Below are 17712 nucleotides of genomic sequence, written 5' to 3'. Positions count from 1 at the left end.
GGCGCGGCGGAGGATCACGCGTCGACAGACGCGAGATGCGTCGCGACGGCCCGGTCGATCTCCGTCAGCTCGGACGCGGAAAGCGGCAGGGTTCCGGCGGCCGCATTCTCCCGCGCCTGCCTCGCATCGCGCGCGCCGCAAAGTGCGTAGGTGATGCCGGGCTGCGCGATCGTCCAGGCGATCACCAGTTGCGCAACGCTGGCGCCGTGCTTTCGCGCGATCGGCTCCACCGCCGCCGCAAAACCGGCCACGCGCGCGCGGTTGGCGACGGAGAAGCGCGGATTGTCCTTGCGCAGGTCATCGCCCTCGAACACACGTTCCGGACCGATCCGGCCGGTCAGCAGGCCGAGCGCGAGAGAGGAATAGCTGAGCGTCGAGACGTTGTTCGCCCGGCAGATCGGCAGCAGCGTCCGCGCGATCTCGCGATCGAGCATGCTGTAGCGCTCCTGGATGGCGTCGACCGGCCCGACGGCCAGATAGGCGTTGAGGTCCTCCGGCGTGACGTTGCTGACGCCGATCGCGCGGATCTTGCCGGCCTTCTTCAGGTCGAGCAGGGTCTCCATCGTCTCGGCGACAGGCGTGGTCGGATCCTGCCAGTGGGTGATGTAGAGGTCGATGTAGTCGGTCTGCAGGCGCCGCAGGCTCTCGTCGATCTCATGCAGGATGCCGTCGCGCCCGAGATAGCGGTGCACCTTGCGGCCGAGTTCGTCGAAGAAGTGGTTGCCCTTGCCGTGGTGCCAATTGAGGCCGCATTTGGTGGCGATCAGCACCTCGCCGCGCCGGCCCTTGACGGCCTGCCCGACGATCTCCTCGGCGCGGCCGAGCCCATAGGCCGGCGCGGTGTCGATCAGCGTGGCGCCGCCGTCCAGCGAAGCACTGATCGCCTCGAGCGAGCGGGCATCGTCCTGGCCGCCCCACATCCAGCCGCCCATGGCCCAGGTGCCGAGGCCGATCGGGCCGGCCGCCACGTCGGAGCCGCCCATTCTTCTTGTCGACAGATTCATTGGCCTACTCTCTCAATTCCGCGAGAACACCGGTTCCGGTGCTCTCGTCCGTTGCCAGCACGTCGAGGTATCTGCCGCGCAGCACGCCGGCCATCGGCGCGACCTTGCGGGCGCCCGCGGCGATGCCGATCGTCAGCGGGATGGCGCGAATCTCATCCGGGGTGAGCGCGACGACCCGCTCGTTCAGGGGATAGTCGCACAGCGATCCGTCGCGCCCGATGAGATGGGCGACCAGCTCGCCCACCGCGCCGCTCCGGTCGAGCGGCGGAAGCTCCCCGGAACCGTTCGACTGGAGGCTGTAGTAGGTCGACCGGTCGGACAGTACCGAGCCGACGCCGACCAGCGCGATCCGTGCCTTGCGGGCCTTGGCAAGCACGTCCTCAACCGACTGCAGCGACATCAGCACGTCGCGCTCGGATGGCGATGCCGCGAAGATCGGCGCATGGATCTGATAGGCCCTGCCCTTGAGCTTGGCGGCGAGCTGCGCGGCGACATGGTTGACGTCGATGAAGTGCTTGCCCTGGACGCCGCCGGTCGCCGGCACCACCGTCACGTCGTAGGCGCGACTCGGCGCCATCGCCTTGACGACCGCGCTCACGCCCAGCCCGCCGGAGACGCAGATGGTGTCGCCATCCTTGAGATTGGCCAGCATGAACTCGGCAACTGAGCGGCCGGCGATCTGGAGGTTGACCTCGTCATTGTCGGAAGAGGTCGGCACGACGATGGCCTCGCGCAGGCCGGCGGCGGCGCACAGCCCCTTCTCGATCTCGAACAGCGACTGGTGCGGCGACCGGATGGTGATCTGCACGTAGCCGCGCTCGTGGCCTTCCTTGACCAGCCGGTTGACGGTCGGGTGCGACAGGCCGGTGCGCTTGGCGATCTCGGCCTGCGAAAGCCCTTCGGCATAGTGCATGACCAGCACACGGTGCAGCCTGCGCAGCCGCTCGTGATCGCCAGTCTCTGGGGATACGGCCATTGGAAAGGTCCTCAGGAGGTCTTGCGGCCCGTTGCCTGCCGGTGCTTGTGGAGCAGGTGGTCGAAGGCCACCGCGGCGAACAGGATAAGGCCGCGGATGGTGTCCTGCCAGTAGGGCGACACGTCGAGCAGGATCAGCGAGCTCGACACCACCGAGAGCAACGCCATGCCCAGGATCGCCCCGAGGATCGTGCCCGACCCGCCATTGAGGCTGGCACCGCCGATCACCGCCGCCGCGATGATGTTGAGCTCCATCCCCATGCCGAAGGTCGGCGTCGCCGCGCCGAAGCGCGACATGTAGATGACCCCCGCGAGGCCGGCCAGCGTCGAGCACAGCACGATGCAGAAGAACTTCACCCGGTCGGTGCGGATGCCCGAATAGGCCGCCGCCCGCTCGTTCGAGCCGGTGTAGAAGACGCGCCGGAACAAGGTCGCCCGGCGCAGCAGAATATCGAAGACGAGCACGACAGCGAGGAAGATCAGGATGACGACGGGCACGCCGTGGATCGAGCCCTGGCCGATGAACTTGAAGCTCGGCGGCAGCGCGAACAGCGACAGCGGCGTGCCGCCGGTGATCGCCAGGCAGAGCCCGCGGACGATGACCATGAAGGCCAGCGACACGATGAAGGAATGCAGCCCGATGCGGGTGACGGCGAGCGCCATCAGCACGCCGATGCTCGACGAAGCCAGGATGGCGATGAGGCTCGCCGTCCATGGATCGAAGCCGGCCAGGAACAGATAGCCGCCGATCACCATGGCGAAGCAGACGACCGACCCGACCGACAGGTCGATGGCGCCGACGATCAGAAGCACGGTCATGCCGACGACGACGATGCCCTCGATGGAAAAGGACAGCAGCATCGCCCGGAAATTGGTCCAGGTGAGGAAGTAGGGCGAGGCGAAGCTCATCGCTACGCACAGCACCAGGATGATGATGAGGAGGCCGAATTCGCGCATATTGCCGAGGCTGCGCAGCCAGCCGCCGCGTCGTCCCTCGCCTTCGCCGCTTCCTGCCGCAAGCTCACCCATGACCGACATGCCTTCCTCCCGGCGCTGTTCCCAGTCCCGACGCGAGACGGATCAGATTGTCCTCCGTCATGCCGTCGCCGCTGACCTCGCCGGCGATCCGGCCTTCGTGGATGACGATCGCGCGGTCGCACAGGCCGATCAGTTCCGGCAGCTCGGACGAGATGACGATGATGCCCGTCCCGTTATTGGCGAGATCGCGCAGGATACGGTGGATCTCGACCTTGGCACCGACGTCGACACCGCGCGTCGGCTCGTCGAGGATGATCACCTTCGGCCCGACCGACAGCATCTTGGCGATCGCCACCTTCTGCTGGTTGCCGCCGGACAGCGTCGAGACATTGTCTGCCAGCGAGCCGCGCCGCAGCCTCAGCGAATCCGCCAGGCGCATGGCCTGCGCCCGCTCGGCCGAGCGGTCGACGAAGCCGTAGGGCGTCGACACCCGGTCGAGGTCAAGGGCCGAGACATTGGCGGCGATCGGCATGTCGAGGAACACGCCGGAGCCCTTGCGATCCTCCGACAGGTAGACGATGCCGTTGGCGATGCTCTGCACATAGCTCGCCGGCGTCACGTCGCGGCCATCGAGCCTCACCCGGCCGGTGCCGCGCGGCGCCAGCCCGCAGACGCCGAGCGCGATCTCGGTGCGGCCCGCGCCCATGAGCCCGGCGACGCCTAGTATCTCCCCCCGCCTCAGCGCGAAGCCGATGTCGCGGAAGCGGGCGCCGTCGCCCAATCCTTCCACTTCGAGCAGCACCGGCGCATCGGCCGCTTGCGGGTTCTTTTGCGGATAGAGGTTGCCCAGTTCCCTGCCGACCATCTTGCGCACGACCGTGTCGGGCGTCATGTCGGCTATGTCGTCGGTGCAGACATGACGGCCGTCGCGCAGCACGGTGACGCGATCGCAATTGTCGAAGATCTCGGCCATGCGGTGGCTGATGTAGATGATCGAGATGCCGCGCTCCTTGAGCTGCGCCATGATGGCAAAGAGCTTGCGCGACTCGTGCTCGGTCAGCGCCGCCGTCGGCTCGTCGAGGATCAGGATCGAGCAGTCCAGCGTCAGCGCCTTGGCGATCTCGACGACCTGCTGCTCCGAGATCGTCAGGTCGCCCACCAGCCTGTCCGGCTCGATGCCGCCCAGGCTCTTCAGCACGCCGCGCGCCTTCTCGCGCAGTTGGCGGTAGTTCATGAAGAAGGCGCGGCGCTGGTTGGTCGCCGCCATGAAAATATTCTCGGCCACCGAGACGTCGCCGCACAGCGCGATCTCCTGGTGCACGAAGCCGATGCCGAGCGCCTGCGCCCGCTCCGGCGAGGTGATGGCGACCCCCTCGCCGCGGATGCGTATCTCGCCGCTGTCGGGGCTGACGATGCCGTCGACGACGTTCATCAGCGTCGATTTGCCGGCGCCGTTCTCGCCGGCCAGCGCATGTATCTCGCCCTTGCGCAGGTTGAAGTCGACGTCCTTCAGCGCCTGGATCGCGCCATAGGCCTTGCTCACACCCTGCACTTCGAGCGCCAGCGGCTCCGACATGACCCTCGCCTTTTTGTTCGATGATGATGGTGCGGGCACGCCGGTCCTCATCCCGAGGTGCCGACCCGCAACAGGCTGCAAAGAATAACGAAACCTTGGGTGGACGAGCCTCGAAGGAGGCCCGCCCACGCGCTTCGACAGGCTATTCCTCGATGCCCTTGGTGCCGCGACGCTTCAGATACGCATCCCAGTAGAAATCGTCGGCATTGTCCTTGGTGACCACGGCAAAACCGTTGTCGACGAAGGGAACGCTCATCGGGTTGTAGGCCGCCCGCTTCCAGTCGTTCATCGGGTCGATGAGATCCGGATGCTTGGCCATGAACAGCAGCATGAAGCCCATATAGCCCTGGATGCCCTGGTTCGGATTGACCGCGCCGAACACCTCGCCGGCCTTGATCATGTCGAGTATCTTGCCGTTGACGTCGGCATTCATGATTTTGATCTTGCCGCCGAGTTCCTTGGCCGCCTGCGCCGCGCCGAGGGCGGAGTTCGCCTCCGGCATGAACAGGGCGCCGAGGTTCGGGTTGGCCTGCGCCATCGACAGCACCGCCTGATAGGCCTTGTTGGCGTCCTGGTTGGTGGCGGCGCGGCCCGCCAGCTTGATGTCGGGATATTTCTCGGTCATCCGCGCGACGAACGCGGCGACGCGCTTGTCGTGGTTGTCCTGGCCCGGATTCTCGAGGATGCCGTATTCGCCCTTGCCGCCCAGCGCCTCGGCGATGACGTCCGCGGCATAGGCGCCTTCGCGATCGTTGTCGGACGTCACGTAGGAGGTGCGCTTGCTGTTCGGCGAGTCCGCCGCGAAGGTCACCACCGCCACGCCGGAATCGACCGCGCGGTCGATCGGCTCGATGAACGGATCCGAGTTCATCGGATGCACCAGGATACCCGCCGGCTGCTTGGCCAGCGCCTGGTCGAAGCTGGCGATCTGCTTGTTGACGTCATATTCCGGCGTGCCCGTGTAGGCCGTCTTGCAGCCCATCGCCTGCGCAGCCTGCTTGAACGCCTCGTAGACGGGGAACCAGTATTCCACGCCGGAGACCATGACGTTCATCACGTAGGTCTCGCCTTCCTTGCACTGGAACTTGCTTTCGGCCTGCGCCGCCGTCGCCAGCAGCGACGTGCCGATCGCCAACGCCATCGCCCATTTTTTCATGCGCATGTCCACCTCCCGGTTCGCGCCGCCCTGTTTCTCCGCGGCCGCTGATCAAGTTTGAAATAAATTTCAATCTATGACATCTATTTCATGCACTGCATATTGAACCCATAGCGGCCTGTCAATGGCGGGCGAAGTATTTGAACGGACGTACGGTGTGGCGCGGCTGTTGGCCGTCGTCCGTGCGGTGTCGTGGTCCGCACAGCCGGCTGGGACAGGAGTTGGGCGCAGGTAGGCAGCGTTCGCTGAGCCGGGGCGCTGGCGATGCCGAGTTCGAGCCGCGTTCACCGGCGGCCGGTAGACCGGTTACAGGAAGTCACGCCCGATTCTGGAGATCCCGACGGACGCGCCAAATGCTCACAGTGGCGAGACAAGCGGATTTCCTCGGCCACATCACCTCCCGCGGGCTCCGGACGCAGGTTCGTAAACTTTGGGGCCTTGCCCTTGGTCGATGGGGCGGACGGCCGTTGGCAACGGAGGCGGCTCCGCTTCAGGGCCGGATACCTAAGCAACTCCGCATAGAGCGGGTTGGAGGCACCGGCCGCCTCCGCCGACGGCCAGTGCCAACGCGCGTTCAGGGCGCCCCTTGTCTGGCCGGCCGGGCTGACAGGCGGCGGATGTCACCCGTTGACCAGGTTAGACCGGCTCAAGCATTCGCCTCCTCACAAGGCCATAGCCGCGCCGGCTGTTGGAGATCAGCGTACGCACGCCAGCGCCGATCGTCCGGTCGACGATCGGTTCAGCTTTTGGGGTTCGATGCAGCCGTCGAGTCCGAACGCGTCACCGGAATGCCTTTATTCCGGTGAGCGCGTTCGCCGGTCTTCCCGACCACGTCCTAGCCCGCCGCCGTATACGCGGTCTTGACCGTGGTGAAGAATTCGGCGGCGTACCGTCCCTGCTCGCGCGGGCCGAAACTCGAGCCCTTGCGGCCGCCGAACGGCACGTGGAAGTCGACGCCGGCGGTTGGCACGTTGACCATCACCATGCCTGCTTCCGCGTTGCGCTTGAAATGCGTGGCGTATTTGAGGGAGGTGGTGACGATGCCTGCCGACAGGCCGAAATCGGTATCGTTGGCGGTGGCCAGCGCCTCCTCATAATCCTTGACCCGGATGACCGAGGCCACCGGTCCGAAAATCTCCTCGCGGCTGATGCGCATCTGGTTGGTGGCGTCGACGAACAGAGCGGGCTGGAGATAAAAACCTTCGGTGTCGCGCTTCAGCCGGTCACCGCCGGTCACGAGCCGCGCACCTTCCGACTTGCCGATCTCGATGTAGTCGACGTCCTGCTTCAGTTGCCCGGCGTCGACCACCGGCCCGATCTCGGTGTTCTTGTCGAGCGCATCACCGACCCGCAGCGCTCGCGTGCGCTCGGCCAGCGCGGTGACGAAGCGGTCGTGGATGCCCTCCGTGACGATGACGCGCGAGGAGGCGGTGCAGCGCTGGCCGGTCGAGAAGAATGCCGACTGCGCCACCGTCTCGACCGCGACGGCGAGATCGGCGTCATCGAGCACGATCGTCGGGTTCTTGCCGCCCATCTCCAGCTGGAACTTGCGGCCGTGCTCGATCGAGGCGAGCGCCACGCGCTTGCCTGTGCCGACCGAGCCGGTGAAGGTGACGGCGTTGACGTCCTTGCTGTCGAGCAGCGCCTGGCCGACGACCGAACCCTTGCCCATCACCAGGTTGAGCACGCCTTTCGGCAGCCCCGCCCGGTCGAGGATGTCGACGATCGCCCAGGCCGATCCCGGCACCAGGTCGGCCGGCTTGACGACCACCGTGTTGCCGTAGGCCAGCGCCGGTGCGATCTTCCAGGCAGGGATGGCGATCGGAAAATTCCATGGCGTGATGATGCCGATCACGCCGACGGGCTCGCGCGTGACCTCGACGCCGACGCCGGGGCGAACGCTGGGCAGCACCTCACCGGACAGCCGCAGCACCTCGCCGGCGAAGAAGTCGAAGATCTGGCCGGCACGAGTGACTTCGCCGATCGCCTCCGGAAGGGTCTTGCCCTCCTCGCGGCTCAGCAGCTCGCCCAGTTCCTGCTTGCGCGCGAGAATCTCGTCGGCAGCCTTGCGCAGCACCGCGTGCCGCTCGAGGATGCCGGAGCGCGACCATCGCGGAAACGCCCCCTTGGCCGCCGCGATCGCCTGATTCGCCTCCTCGACGGTGGCGCGTGCGTAAAGGCCGACCACGTCCGCGGTGTTCGACGGGTTGATGTTCTCCACGCCGTCGCCACCGATCCATTCGCCGTTCACATAGTTCTTGTGAAGCTTCTCTGCTGATTGTGCGGACACGGGCGCCTCCAGTCGAATTCCAACATTGGTTTGTCGTAACGATCCGGGATCGCGACGACGGGCAGGTGTTAACACAAGATGCCGCGCGTGTGTGACTCGATCATAGGAAACCGGCCGCCCGGCAGTCGGGCATCCGTCAGAACGTCGCCGAATCGTCCGGCCACAGCAGCAGCGGTGCCCTGGCCGCGTCGGCCACCGGGCGCAGCCCGTGCCAGGCCCGGTCGGCATAGACCAGCGCGTCGTCGCTCGCGGCCGGCTGCGGCATGGGCGCGGCCAGGACGAGCTCGGCGCTCACCAGCAGGGCGCCGGGCGCGGCCAGCCGCCCGCGGATCGCGGCGCGGAACCACGTCTCCACCTGCGGATAGTAGGGTTCGCCCGTGGCGAGCCGGCTCCAGTCCACGCCGGGGCCGAAGCGGCCGGAGCCGCTGGTGGCGCAGAGCCGGGCGAGCTGCATGTTCCTGCGTCGCACGAAATGTACGACCACGGTCTCGCAGCGCGCCAGCACCCGCGCGCTGGAGGAGGCCTCCGACAGCGAGAAGGCGACCGTCGGCGGCTCGACGCCGACGGAGATCAGCGAACTGATCGTCAGCGCCGCCGGTCCGTCGCCGGCATCGCCGGTGATGATGGCGACACCGGCCGGATGGTGGCGGAAGGCGGCGAGAAAGGCTTTCGCCACCGATGCCGCCTCATCCGCCGCGTCGCCTCCGCGGCCCGCCGCGGGGGCGGGCCTCGTCGGTCCAGCCATCACTTCTTCTCGATCAGGTCGTAGAACTGCCATTTGCGATCGCTCCAGACGCCGCCGATCTCACGACCCGCGGCGGTCACGATGTTCGCGTTGATGGTGAAGTGGTTGGCCGCCGTCAGCATCTCGCGATAGATGCGCTGCATTACGCCTCTGCGCAGGGAAGCGCCACCGGCCGCGCGGTAGACGAACTGGCAAGCGTCGACACCGGCCTCGTGCACTTCCGACTTGGCGAGGTGGACGAGGCTGATCTGCCGCGTCGACACGCGATCGCCTGCCTCGATCGATTTCTCGACGTCGCGCCACACTTCGAACAGGAAGGCGCGCGCCGCCCTCACGCGCCCCTCGTTGCGGCCGAAATCGTACCAGAATTTCTCGCTTTCGCCGAGCAGGCCGGCGCGCCCGGTCTTGGCGCGGGCGAATTTGGCGACCTCGTCGAGGATGCGGCGCGACGCGCCGATCGCCCAGCCGGAATGGCCGATTGCCGCAAGCCCCACGACGCCGAGGCTGAAAAACTCCTTCAGCCGCTGCGGCTCCGCCGTCAGGATGGGGAACACCATGTCTTCGGCGATGAAGACGTCCTTGGCTCCGTAGTCGATGCTGCCCGTGGCATTGAGGCCCAGCACGTCCCAGTTGCCCAAAAGGTCGAACTGTTCGACCGGCGCATGGGCGCACAGCACGATGACATCGCCGTTCTCGTCCTTGGCCGGCTGTCCGTTGCCGTCGTCGAGAAGGGCGGCGGTATGGGTGAAGGTGGCGTGATGGATGCCGCTGGCATAGGACCACTTGCCGTTCAGAAGATAGCCGCCGTCGACCTTCTTCAGCATGCCGGTCGGCGTGCCCTGCCCGGAGAAGCGGTTCTCCGTGTCCGGCCCGTAGAGCCGGCCGATGGCGCTGTCCGGCAGGAAGGCCGCCGACATCGCGCCGATGCAGGCATGCACCATCGACACCCAGCCGGCGCCGCCGCTGTGGTAGGTGATGGCCTCGATCAGTTCGAGCCCCTGCGTCGGCGAAAGCTGCGCGCCGCCGATCTTTTCCTCGGCGAAGATGTGCGACATGCGCAGCGGCTTCAGCGCGGCGAAGGTGGCATCGTTCAGCCGGCCGAGCCGGTCGTTCTCTTCGGCGTTCTCCTCCAGCACCGGGCCGATCTTGCGCACATGCTCCAGCAGGGCGGCGAAGTCGGTCTTCGTGCCCCAGTATCCCTGCCCGTGCCGCACTGAAATATTCATCGTCTTCTCCTCCTTGAAAAATGGTTCCTGGAACTCAGCAGCGCCTAGGCTGCAAGAAAGTCGCCGATGGCGGTGACGGTGGCGGGCGCTTCCTGCATGGCGAAGTGGCCGACACCCGGAACGATCAGCAGGCGCGCATTGGGGATGCGCTCCACCCAGAGCGGCGCCTGCGAGGCCGGCAGCATGCGGTCCTCCTCGCCCCAGACGACCAGCGTCTCGTTGGGGATGCGGGACAGCCAGCGGCCGAGATTGGGGTGGCCCATGCCGTGGACCTTGAGGATCGATTGCAGCGCCTCGCCTTCCTTGCCGCGGGCGGCGAGGAATTCCTCCAGCGGCGGGCAGTGCGAGCCGCCCGGGAAATAGCGCAGCGCCACGTCCACGTTATGCGCGAGGTAGCCGGGCAGTGCTTCCGGACCGATGGTGGCCAGGTCGGCGCCGGGGTGATCCGGATGGTTCAGGCCGGCCGGCGCGTTGAGCACCAGCCTTCCGAACCGCTCGCCGGCGACGGCCGCCATCTCGGCCGCCATCCAGCCGCCCATCGAATGTCCGACCAGATGCGGGCGGTCGAGGCCGAGCGCGGCCACCAGCCTGAGGTTGTGGACGATCAGGTCCTGCATGCCGTTGAGATGCGGCGCCGGATCGCTCTCGCCGAATCCCGGATGGAATGGCAGGTAGACTCGGAAACGCTCCGCCAGCTCGCGCGCCCAGTCATAGCCCTCCAGGGTGGCCGCGCCGTGCAGCGCCAGCACCGCCGGCCCGTTGCCGATCGCCTTCACGGCCGTGCGAACGCCGTCGATGTCCAGGGTAATCGTCTCGAAATCCATCATGTCCTCCCAAATTGCCGGTCAGCCGGCATTGGCCGAAATCAGCACCTTGCATTGCGTCGTGCGGCGCCGGAGCGCCTCGAAGGTCTCCGGTATCCTGCCGAAGCCGATACGTTCCGTGACCAGCGCCTGCGGACGGAATTGTCCGGGGCCGAGGGCGTCGAGGGCCGCCTCGAACTCGGCCATCGAGAAGAAGGCGGCGAAGACCACCTGGATTTCCCGGGAGAGCGCCGCGAACGGGTTCCATGTGTCGCCGCCGACGCACAGGCCGACCCCGACGACGGTGCCGTGCACCCGCACCAGGCTGCAGGCGAAGTCGATCAACCCGCGCTTGCCGACGCATTCGAAGACGATGTCCGGCAACCCGCCCATACGCTCCTTGACCTCTTCAGCAAGGCCGGATCGGGAAAGTGCGAAGCCAGTGGCGCCGACCGCCAGCGCCCGCTCCTCCTGATGGCGGTTGAGATCGGCGACCACGACATGGCGGGCGCCGAGCCGACGCGCCCAGAAGGCGACCAGCAGGCCGATCGGCCCGGCGCCCAGGACCAGCACATGATCGCCCGGCTTCAGCCCCGAGCGCATGACGGCGTGCAGCCCGACCGCCACGGGCTCGGCCAGCGCGCCTTCGGCCGTCGGCAGATCGTCGGGCAGCACGCGGCACTGCCGCGCCGCCACGGTCGCGAACTCGGCATAGCCGCCGCCGACCAGCCGCATCTCGGCGCACCAGGCCGGCTCGCCGCGACGGCAGCTGTCGCAGCTGCCGCAGCCGTACATCGGCGCGACGGCCACGCGGTCGCCCGGCTTCAGCCCGGTAACGCCGCCGCCGCAACGCAAAATCTCGCCGGCGAACTCGTGGCCGAGCACGAAACCTTCGCCGATGCCGAAGGTCGCGGGGTCCTCGGCCATGTGCAGGTCCGACCCGCAGATGCCGCAGGCGGCGAGCCGCAGCAGCACCTCGTCCTCCGCCGGCTCCGGTCGGTCGAGATCGGCGATGCGCAGCGGCTTGCCGACGCCGTCGAAGATCGCGGCCTTCATCGCTTGTCCTCCAGCAGGATGCGCCGTGTCGGGAACCAGGGGGCGTCGACCACCTTGCAGATCAGGCCCCAGATGCCGCCCCTGGCGAACAGCGCCATGAACAGGGTGAGCAGGCCCAGTACGACGAGGTAGGTGGCGCCGTATTCACCGAACCAGCGGTCGGCGAAGAAGTAGATGAGCGCGCCGATCAGCACCCCTTCCAGCGAGCCCAGCCCGCCCACCATGACGATGAAGATCGCGATGTTGGCCCAGTTCGGGTCGTAGGCGGAAGGCGGCGTGATGCGCAGTTGCGCCAGGAAGTAGATCGAGCCGGCCAGCCCGGTGCCGACAGCCGCGGCGATCCAAACGAGGAAGCGCAGGCGCCCGACATTGACCCCCTGGCTCGCCGCGGCCACCGGGTTGTCGCGCACCGCCGTCAGCGCCAGGCCGTAGCGCGAGCGCAGCAGCCAGTAGCTGCCGCCGATGGTGACCAGCAGCAGCAGCGCCGACAGCAGCGACACGCCGACGGCGCGCTCGTCGGCGGAATAGCTGGTCATGACGCGCAGGCTCATGCCGGCGCCGGCGTTGACATAGGTGAAGGTCGACGTGGCAAGCCGCATCACCTCGGCCACCACCCAGGTGCCGATGGCGAAATACGGCCCGTCGAGCCGGTGCAGCAGCCCGTAGGTCGGCATCGCCAGGATGGCAGGCGCGATCAGCGACAGCAGCACCGCCAGGAAGGGGTTGATGCCCCAGAGCTGGGCGAGCACGAACATCATGTAGGCGGCAACGCCGATGAAGGCCTGCTGCCCCACCGAGACCAGTCCGGCATAGCCGGCGAGCAGGTTCCACATCTGCGCCACGGCGATGTAGCAGCACAGCTCGACGACGTTCCGGATCAGGCCTTGGCTCGCCCACCACGGCATCGAGGCGATGGTGATCAGCACGCCGATGCCGATCGCCATGGCGATGATGCCGGAAACCGTCTGCCGCTGCACGCGCACGGCAGGAGTCGGGACGGTGGCGCCATGGCCGGTTGCGACAGCTTCGCTCATGGCCTCAACCCTTTCCCAAGATGCCCTGCGGGCGGACGGCGAGAACGATCAGGAAGACCAGATGCCCGGCGAGGATGCCGAAGCCCGGGTCGATGCGGAAACCGATGGACTGGCTGATGCCCAACACCATCGCCCCTAGGAACGCCCCCCAGATCGAGCCCATGCCGCCGATGATGACGGCCTCGAAGGCGTAGATGAGCTGGAACGGGCCATCAGCGGGAGCAACCGTCGCCCGCATCGACTGGAACACCGCCGCGAAGCCGAGGATCGCCACGGCGATCGCGGTCGACGCGGCATAGACGGTCTTGGGGTTGACGCCGGTCAGCGCCGCCGCCTCCACGTCCGCCGCCGCTGCCCGCAGCGCCCGCCCGAACCGGGTGAACCGCAGTGCGGCATCCAGCCCGCCGGTCAGCACGGTCGCCGTGACCAGCACGATCACCGGCAGCACGCCGACGAACATCGCCCCGATCTGGAACGACGCCTGGGTGATCTCGCCGCCGGGCAGCGAGCGCGTGTCGGCCGACCAGATCTGCAGCATGGCGTTCTGCAAGGCGATCGACAGGCCGAAGGTGGCGATCAGCGACGGCAGCGGGTCGGCGCCGACCACCCGGTTAAGCACGACGCGCTGCAGCGCGTAGCCGATGAAAGCGCCGATCAAAACCAGAATGGCGAGCGTCGTCCACGGTCCGAGCGTGAACGAGGCCGCGGCGCTGATGCCTATCAGCGCCAGCAGCACCATGAGGTCGCCATGGGTGATGTTGACGATGCGCATGACGCCGAACATCAGCGCCATGCCGAGCGCGTATTGCGCGTAGAGCCCGCCCAGCAGGACGCCCTGGATCAGCCCATCAAGCCACTGCATGGGAGGCCCCGAAATAGGCTGCGCCGATGGCGTCGCGGCTGGTCTCCGACGACCGGCCCGTCAGGGTGACGCGGCCTTCCAGCATGCAGTAGAGCCGGTCCGAGGCGGACTGCGCCAGGCCGACGTCCTGCTCCACCAGGATGATGGCAGTGCCGGCCTGCGAGATCGACGGGATCGATTGATAAATCTCGCGCACCACCTTGGGTGCCAGCCCGAGGCTGATTTCATCACAGAGCAGCAGGCGCGGCTGGTTGAGCAGGGCGCGGCCGATCGCCACCATCTGCTGCTGCCCGCCCGACAGCGACTGCACCGGCGTGGAGCGCTTCTCCCTCAACATCGGGAACAGGCCGAACACCTTGTCCAGCGTCCAGCCGGCGTCCTCGGCGCGGGCGGCGTGATCCATTGCGACGCGCAGATTGTCCTCCACCGACATGCCGGCGAACAGGCGGCGGCCCTCCGGCACGATCGCCACGCCGGCCGAAACCATGCGGTAGGGCTGCGAGCCGCCGACCGGCCTGCCGTCGAGGCGCACCATGTCGGGCGCGACCGGCAGCAGCCCCATCACCGACTTGAGCAGCGTCGACTTGCCGGCGCCGTTGGCGCCGATCAGCGCCACGATCTCGCCGGCGGCGACCTCGATATCCACCCCGTACAGCGCCTGGAAATCGCCGTAGCGGGCGACCAGGCCGTGCGTGGAAAGCAGCGGCGCGCTCATACCTCGATCCCCATATAGACACGGCGAACCTCGGGGTCCTTGATCACGTCCTGCGCCGCGCCCTCGGCGATCTTCTCGCCGAAGTTGAGCACCATGATCCGGTCAGCCACCGCCAGCAGCGCATGCAGCACGTGCTCGATCCACACGATGGTGACGCCGCGGTCGCGGATGCGCCGGATCAGCGCCACCAGCTCCTTGCCCTCCTCATCGGTCAGGCCGCCGGCGATCTCGTCAAGCAGCAGCAGCTTCGGGTCGGAGGCAAGCGCGCGCGCCAATTCCAGCCGCTTGCGGTCGAGCAGCGTCAGCGAGCCGGCGGACCGGTTGGCCTTGCCCGACAGCTCGCAGTCCCCGAGGATCCGCGCGCACAGCGCATAGCTGGCGCTTTCGGAGCGCCCGCCGCCGAAGGACGCGGCGACGAGCAGGTTCTCGAAGGTGGTCAGCCCGCCATAGGGACGCGGGATCTGGTAGGTGCGGCCGATGCCCATCTGGCACCGGCGGTAGGGCGGCTCGCCCCTGAGCGGCCGTCCGGAGAAGACGAGCTCTCCTCCGTCGACCTTGAGGTCGCCGCTGATCAGGTTGAACAGCGTCGTCTTGCCGGCGCCGTTCGGCCCGAGGATGCCCAGCACCTCGCCCGGCCGGACATCCAGGCTGACCTCGTGCAGGACGCGGACCGCCCCGAAGGACTTGCTCAGTCCGCGCGCCTGCAGCAGCACGTCGTTTCCCATGCGCTGCCGCCCTCCGACTTAGGCCGACCAGGGCAGCGGCTTCATCTTCGCTTCCGGCTCGAACAGCTTGTTGACCGTGTTGTCGACGATCTTCAGGTCGTAGGGCCACTTCTCGCCCTTCACCCACTGCCCGCCGAAGATCGGGGTGGTGGAGACGTTGGCGTGCGGGCCCTTGGCGAAGTTGACGTTGCCGATCAGCGTGTCGATGTTGGTGGCGACGATGGCGTCGCGGTTGGCGGCCCGGTCGAGCGGGTTGGCCGAGCGCTTCAGCACGTCGATAGCCACCTCCCAGATAGCATGGCTGTAGCCCAGCGGCTGCGTCCACTGCTTCTTGGTCTCGCTTTCCCACTGGTCGGCGATGTCGCGGCTCACCTGGCCGGTCAGCGTCGACTTGAACGGGAAGGCCGGCGTCCACCAGACCTCCGACGACATGCCGTCGCCGAGAGGCCCCAGCGCCTGAACGCCGGACGGGAAGAGCAGCGCCGCCGCCACCGTCATCGCCTTCGGCTTGTAACCCTGCTGGGCGCACTGGTTCACGAAGGTCTTGAAGTCGTCGACATAGGTGATGCCGCCGACGATGTCGCAGCCAGCCTGCTTGAAGGCGTTGATCTGCGCCGTGTAGTCGTTGGTGCGCGGCTGGAAGTAGCCTGGCACGACGATCTCGAAACCGGCCTTCTGGGTGGGTACGGGAAGGCCGTACTCCTTGTTGCCCCAGGTCTCGCCATCGGCGTTCTGCGGGAACAGCATGCCGACCTTGCGGTTGGTGTCGAGCGTGTTCCAAAGGCCGACGAAGGTGTTCAGCGCCTCGTCCAGCCCCCAGAAGAAATGGTAGGTCCAGTTGAACGGCTTGTCGGCGCCGCCGCGTGGGAAGATGACCGCCTGCCAGGGCGCGCCCGTCGACAGGCATGGGCATTCATAGAGTTCGGCCTGGTCGGCCGCCGGGCTCACCGTGTCGGTGGTGGAGGCCGGCACGATGAGATGCACTTCATCGTTGAGGATCAGGTCGCCGGTGACTTCCGCCGCGCGATTTGGATCGGACTGCCCGTCGCGCACGAGAATCTCGACGTCGTAGTGCCCGGATGCAGTCTCGAGTCCCTTCGCCAGCACTTCCTTGACCTTGCCGACGGCCCAGCCGTCGGTCTCTCCGAACGGCGCCAGCGGGCCGGTCGAGGGCGTGATGAAGCCCACCTTGATGGTGCCCTTCGACTGCGCGCGCGCCACCATCGGCATGCCCAGCGTCGAGGCCGCCAGCCCGGCGCCGAAACCCTTCAATACGGTGCGCCGCGACGGCCGCACGAGACTGCTCTTCAGTTCCACCATGTTCTCCTCCCTTGGTGCATGTTCCACTCGACAGGCGCCGCCCTTTCCTCCGTGGCGGCGCCGGTTTTCGGTTATTTGATACGGTGCATCGACCCGCCGTCGATGACGATCTGGCTGCCCGTCACGTAGGACGAGCAGGGCGATGCCAGGTAGAGCGCCAGGCCCTTGATGTCTTCGGTGTCGCCGATCCTGCCGATCAGCGACTGTGCCTCGAACGCCCTGCGGTCGGCCGGAATCTTCAGCCGCCCGCCGGCGATGTTGGTCATGAACGGGCCGGGCGAGATGCAGTTGACCAAAATGCCGAAGGCGCCGAGCTCCATCGCCATCTGGCGCACGAAATGGTCCACCCCCGCCTTGGCCGGCATGTAGGGCGTGCCGACGATCGCCTCGTTGATCTGCGCGGCGATCGACGAGGTGACGATGATGCGGCCGCCGCCGCTACGCTTCATATGGCGGGCGGCGTGCTTCACAGTGGTGTAGACCGAACTCAGATTGACCTCGATGACGCGGTCCCAGTGATGGTCGTCGAGCACGTCTATGGCGCCGTCCGCAATGCGCTCCCCTTCGGTCGACAGGAAACCCGGCCCGGCATCGATGCCGGCATTGGCGAACACCACGTCGATCCTGCCGTGCCGCTCGGCGACCTTGTCGAAGGCTTCGGCCATTTTCGGGCGGTCGGAGACGTCGATCGCCTGGCCCCAGACGTCGGCGCCGTCGGCCGCCATCTCGGCCACCACCTTGTTGAGGTTTTGGGCGTCGAGGTCGAGGATGCAGACGCGCGCGCCGTGCTCCGCCATGACCTCGGCATAGGCCCTCCCGATACCGCTCGCGCCTCCGGTCACGATGACCGATTTCCCGTGAACGTCGAACATCTGTTGCAGCGTCGCCATTGTTCCTCCCTGGCTCCGACGGTTGTCCCGGCTGTGGCTCGCAGTCGGCAAACCGCCGCCCTCGCCGCGCCTGGCGGCGCGACGTGGTCGGATCGTCGATGTGCAGACTGGCCGTCGCCCCTCCTCCAGCAAAGGGCGCAGCGCGTTCTGCGGATTTGGGGGGCGTGTCGGCCGCCTGTCAAATCGGCGGTCGCGAAAATTTCGACACCAAATTGGATTAATAACAACGACTTGAATTTGCTGAATTAACTGCTTCGCGGCAAAACGCTCAAACGAAGCGAGGGAGGCGCAGCCTTCATGAAATGAATAAACCCGTTTTACTATTTGATGAAATCCTGCGCCCGTGCAATGACGGTC

The 17712-nt window shown here is 67.0% G+C and carries 16 protein-coding genes; all 16 read right to left on the bottom strand.

The genetic code is table 11. The annotated features are described in order from the left end of the window. Nucleotides 1–14: 14 nt before the first annotated feature. A complete protein-coding gene (locus AC5JDC_RS29825; protein ID WP_495847273.1) occupies nt 15–1004 on the bottom strand; it encodes an aldo/keto reductase in 990 nt (329 codons plus the stop codon). 4 nt (nt 1005–1008) lie between these two features. Then, nucleotides 1009–1980: a sugar-binding transcriptional regulator gene (locus AC5JDC_RS29820; protein WP_495847271.1), complete on the bottom strand. Its 972-nt coding sequence runs from the start codon at nt 1978–1980 to the stop codon at nt 1009–1011. Between the two features lie 11 nt (nt 1981–1991). Further along, nucleotides 1992–3008, bottom strand: a complete 1017-nt coding sequence (locus AC5JDC_RS29815) for an ABC transporter permease (protein WP_495847304.1) — start codon at nt 3006–3008, stop codon at nt 1992–1994. Further along, nucleotides 3001–4533, bottom strand: coding sequence for a sugar ABC transporter ATP-binding protein (locus AC5JDC_RS29810; protein ID WP_495847269.1), 1533 nt, complete (start codon nt 4531–4533; stop codon nt 3001–3003). The genes AC5JDC_RS29815 and AC5JDC_RS29810 overlap by 8 nt, the downstream gene beginning before the upstream one ends. A gap of 142 nt (nt 4534–4675) precedes the next feature. Continuing rightward, nucleotides 4676–5695, bottom strand: a complete 1020-nt coding sequence (locus tag AC5JDC_RS29805) for a substrate-binding domain-containing protein (protein WP_495847267.1) — start codon at nt 5693–5695, stop codon at nt 4676–4678. 829 nt (nt 5696–6524) lie between these two features. Continuing rightward, entirely contained in the window at nt 6525–7979 is a 1455-nt protein-coding gene (locus AC5JDC_RS29800; protein ID WP_495847265.1) for an aldehyde dehydrogenase family protein, read from the bottom strand. A 136-nt stretch (nt 7980–8115) separates the two neighbouring features. Beyond that, complete coding sequence (locus tag AC5JDC_RS29795) at nt 8116–8655, bottom strand: flavin reductase family protein (RefSeq protein ID WP_495847263.1); 540 nt, start codon at nt 8653–8655, stop codon at nt 8116–8118. A gap of 68 nt (nt 8656–8723) precedes the next feature. Beyond that, nucleotides 8724–9950, bottom strand: coding sequence for an acyl-CoA dehydrogenase family protein (locus AC5JDC_RS29790; protein WP_495847261.1), 1227 nt, complete (start codon nt 9948–9950; stop codon nt 8724–8726). A 44-nt stretch (nt 9951–9994) separates the two neighbouring features. After that, nucleotides 9995–10774, bottom strand: coding sequence for an alpha/beta fold hydrolase (locus tag AC5JDC_RS29785; RefSeq protein WP_495847259.1), 780 nt, complete (start codon nt 10772–10774; stop codon nt 9995–9997). Nucleotides 10775–10795: 21 nt separating this feature from the next. Continuing rightward, nucleotides 10796–11809 carry a zinc-dependent alcohol dehydrogenase gene (locus AC5JDC_RS29780; RefSeq protein WP_495847257.1) on the bottom strand — a complete coding sequence of 338 codons (1014 nt, stop codon included), beginning with the start codon at nt 11807–11809 and terminating at the stop codon, nt 10796–10798. Next, nucleotides 11806–12843: a branched-chain amino acid ABC transporter permease gene (locus AC5JDC_RS29775; protein ID WP_495847255.1), complete on the bottom strand. Its 1038-nt coding sequence runs from the start codon at nt 12841–12843 to the stop codon at nt 11806–11808. The genes AC5JDC_RS29780 and AC5JDC_RS29775 overlap by 4 nt, the downstream gene beginning before the upstream one ends. Before the next feature lie 4 nt (nt 12844–12847). Further along, nucleotides 12848–13705, bottom strand: a complete 858-nt coding sequence (locus AC5JDC_RS29770) for a branched-chain amino acid ABC transporter permease (protein ID WP_495847253.1) — start codon at nt 13703–13705, stop codon at nt 12848–12850. Beyond that, nucleotides 13692–14420, bottom strand: coding sequence for an ABC transporter ATP-binding protein (locus AC5JDC_RS29765; protein WP_495847251.1), 729 nt, complete (start codon nt 14418–14420; stop codon nt 13692–13694). Before AC5JDC_RS29765 ends, AC5JDC_RS29770 begins: the two co-directional genes overlap by 14 nt. Further along, entirely contained in the window at nt 14417–15145 is a 729-nt protein-coding gene (locus AC5JDC_RS29760; RefSeq protein WP_106772650.1) for an ABC transporter ATP-binding protein, read from the bottom strand. Before AC5JDC_RS29760 ends, AC5JDC_RS29765 begins: the two co-directional genes overlap by 4 nt. A gap of 18 nt (nt 15146–15163) precedes the next feature. Then, nucleotides 15164–16465, bottom strand: a complete 1302-nt coding sequence (locus tag AC5JDC_RS29755; protein ID WP_106772649.1) for an ABC transporter substrate-binding protein — start codon at nt 16463–16465, stop codon at nt 15164–15166. 71 nt (nt 16466–16536) lie between these two features. Further along, on the bottom strand, nt 16537–17355 hold the full coding sequence (locus tag AC5JDC_RS29750; protein WP_495847249.1) for an SDR family NAD(P)-dependent oxidoreductase: 819 nt from the start codon (nt 17353–17355) through the stop codon (nt 16537–16539). Between the last annotated feature and the right edge of the window lie 357 nt (nt 17356–17712).

This window comes from Kumtagia sp., from assembly GCF_059502445.1.
Note: the sequence above shows the minus strand (reverse complement) of the source record. Positions and strands in the feature narration are given on the sequence as shown.

Excerpts from the sequence above, each read along its gene's own strand:
- AC5JDC_RS29820 (WP_495847271.1), bottom strand. The coding sequence starts at position 1,980 with ATGGCCGTATCCCCAGAGACTGGCGATCACGAGCGGCTGCGCAGGCTG.
- AC5JDC_RS29815 (WP_495847304.1), bottom strand. The coding sequence starts at position 3,008 with ATGGGTGAGCTTGCGGCAGGAAGCGGCGAAGGCGAGGGACGACGCGGC.
- AC5JDC_RS29750 (WP_495847249.1), bottom strand. The coding sequence starts at position 17,355 with ATGGCGACGCTGCAACAGATGTTCGACGTTCACGGGAAATCGGTCATC.
- AC5JDC_RS29775 (WP_495847255.1), bottom strand. The coding sequence starts at position 12,843 with ATGAGCGAAGCTGTCGCAACCGGCCATGGCGCCACCGTCCCGACTCCT.
- AC5JDC_RS29770 (WP_495847253.1), bottom strand. The coding sequence starts at position 13,705 with ATGCAGTGGCTTGATGGGCTGATCCAGGGCGTCCTGCTGGGCGGGCTC.
- AC5JDC_RS29810 (WP_495847269.1), bottom strand. The coding sequence starts at position 4,533 with ATGTCGGAGCCGCTGGCGCTCGAAGTGCAGGGTGTGAGCAAGGCCTAT.
- AC5JDC_RS29755 (WP_106772649.1), bottom strand. The coding sequence starts at position 16,465 with ATGGTGGAACTGAAGAGCAGTCTCGTGCGGCCGTCGCGGCGCACCGTA.
- AC5JDC_RS29780 (WP_495847257.1), bottom strand. The coding sequence starts at position 11,809 with ATGAAGGCCGCGATCTTCGACGGCGTCGGCAAGCCGCTGCGCATCGCC.
- AC5JDC_RS29825 (WP_495847273.1), bottom strand. The coding sequence starts at position 1,004 with ATGAATCTGTCGACAAGAAGAATGGGCGGCTCCGACGTGGCGGCCGGC.
- AC5JDC_RS29805 (WP_495847267.1), bottom strand. The coding sequence starts at position 5,695 with ATGCGCATGAAAAAATGGGCGATGGCGTTGGCGATCGGCACGTCGCTG.
- AC5JDC_RS29785 (WP_495847259.1), bottom strand. The coding sequence starts at position 10,774 with ATGGATTTCGAGACGATTACCCTGGACATCGACGGCGTTCGCACGGCC.
- AC5JDC_RS29790 (WP_495847261.1), bottom strand. The coding sequence starts at position 9,950 with ATGAATATTTCAGTGCGGCACGGGCAGGGATACTGGGGCACGAAGACC.
- AC5JDC_RS29760 (WP_106772650.1), bottom strand. The coding sequence starts at position 15,145 with ATGGGAAACGACGTGCTGCTGCAGGCGCGCGGACTGAGCAAGTCCTTC.
- AC5JDC_RS29765 (WP_495847251.1), bottom strand. The coding sequence starts at position 14,420 with ATGAGCGCGCCGCTGCTTTCCACGCACGGCCTGGTCGCCCGCTACGGC.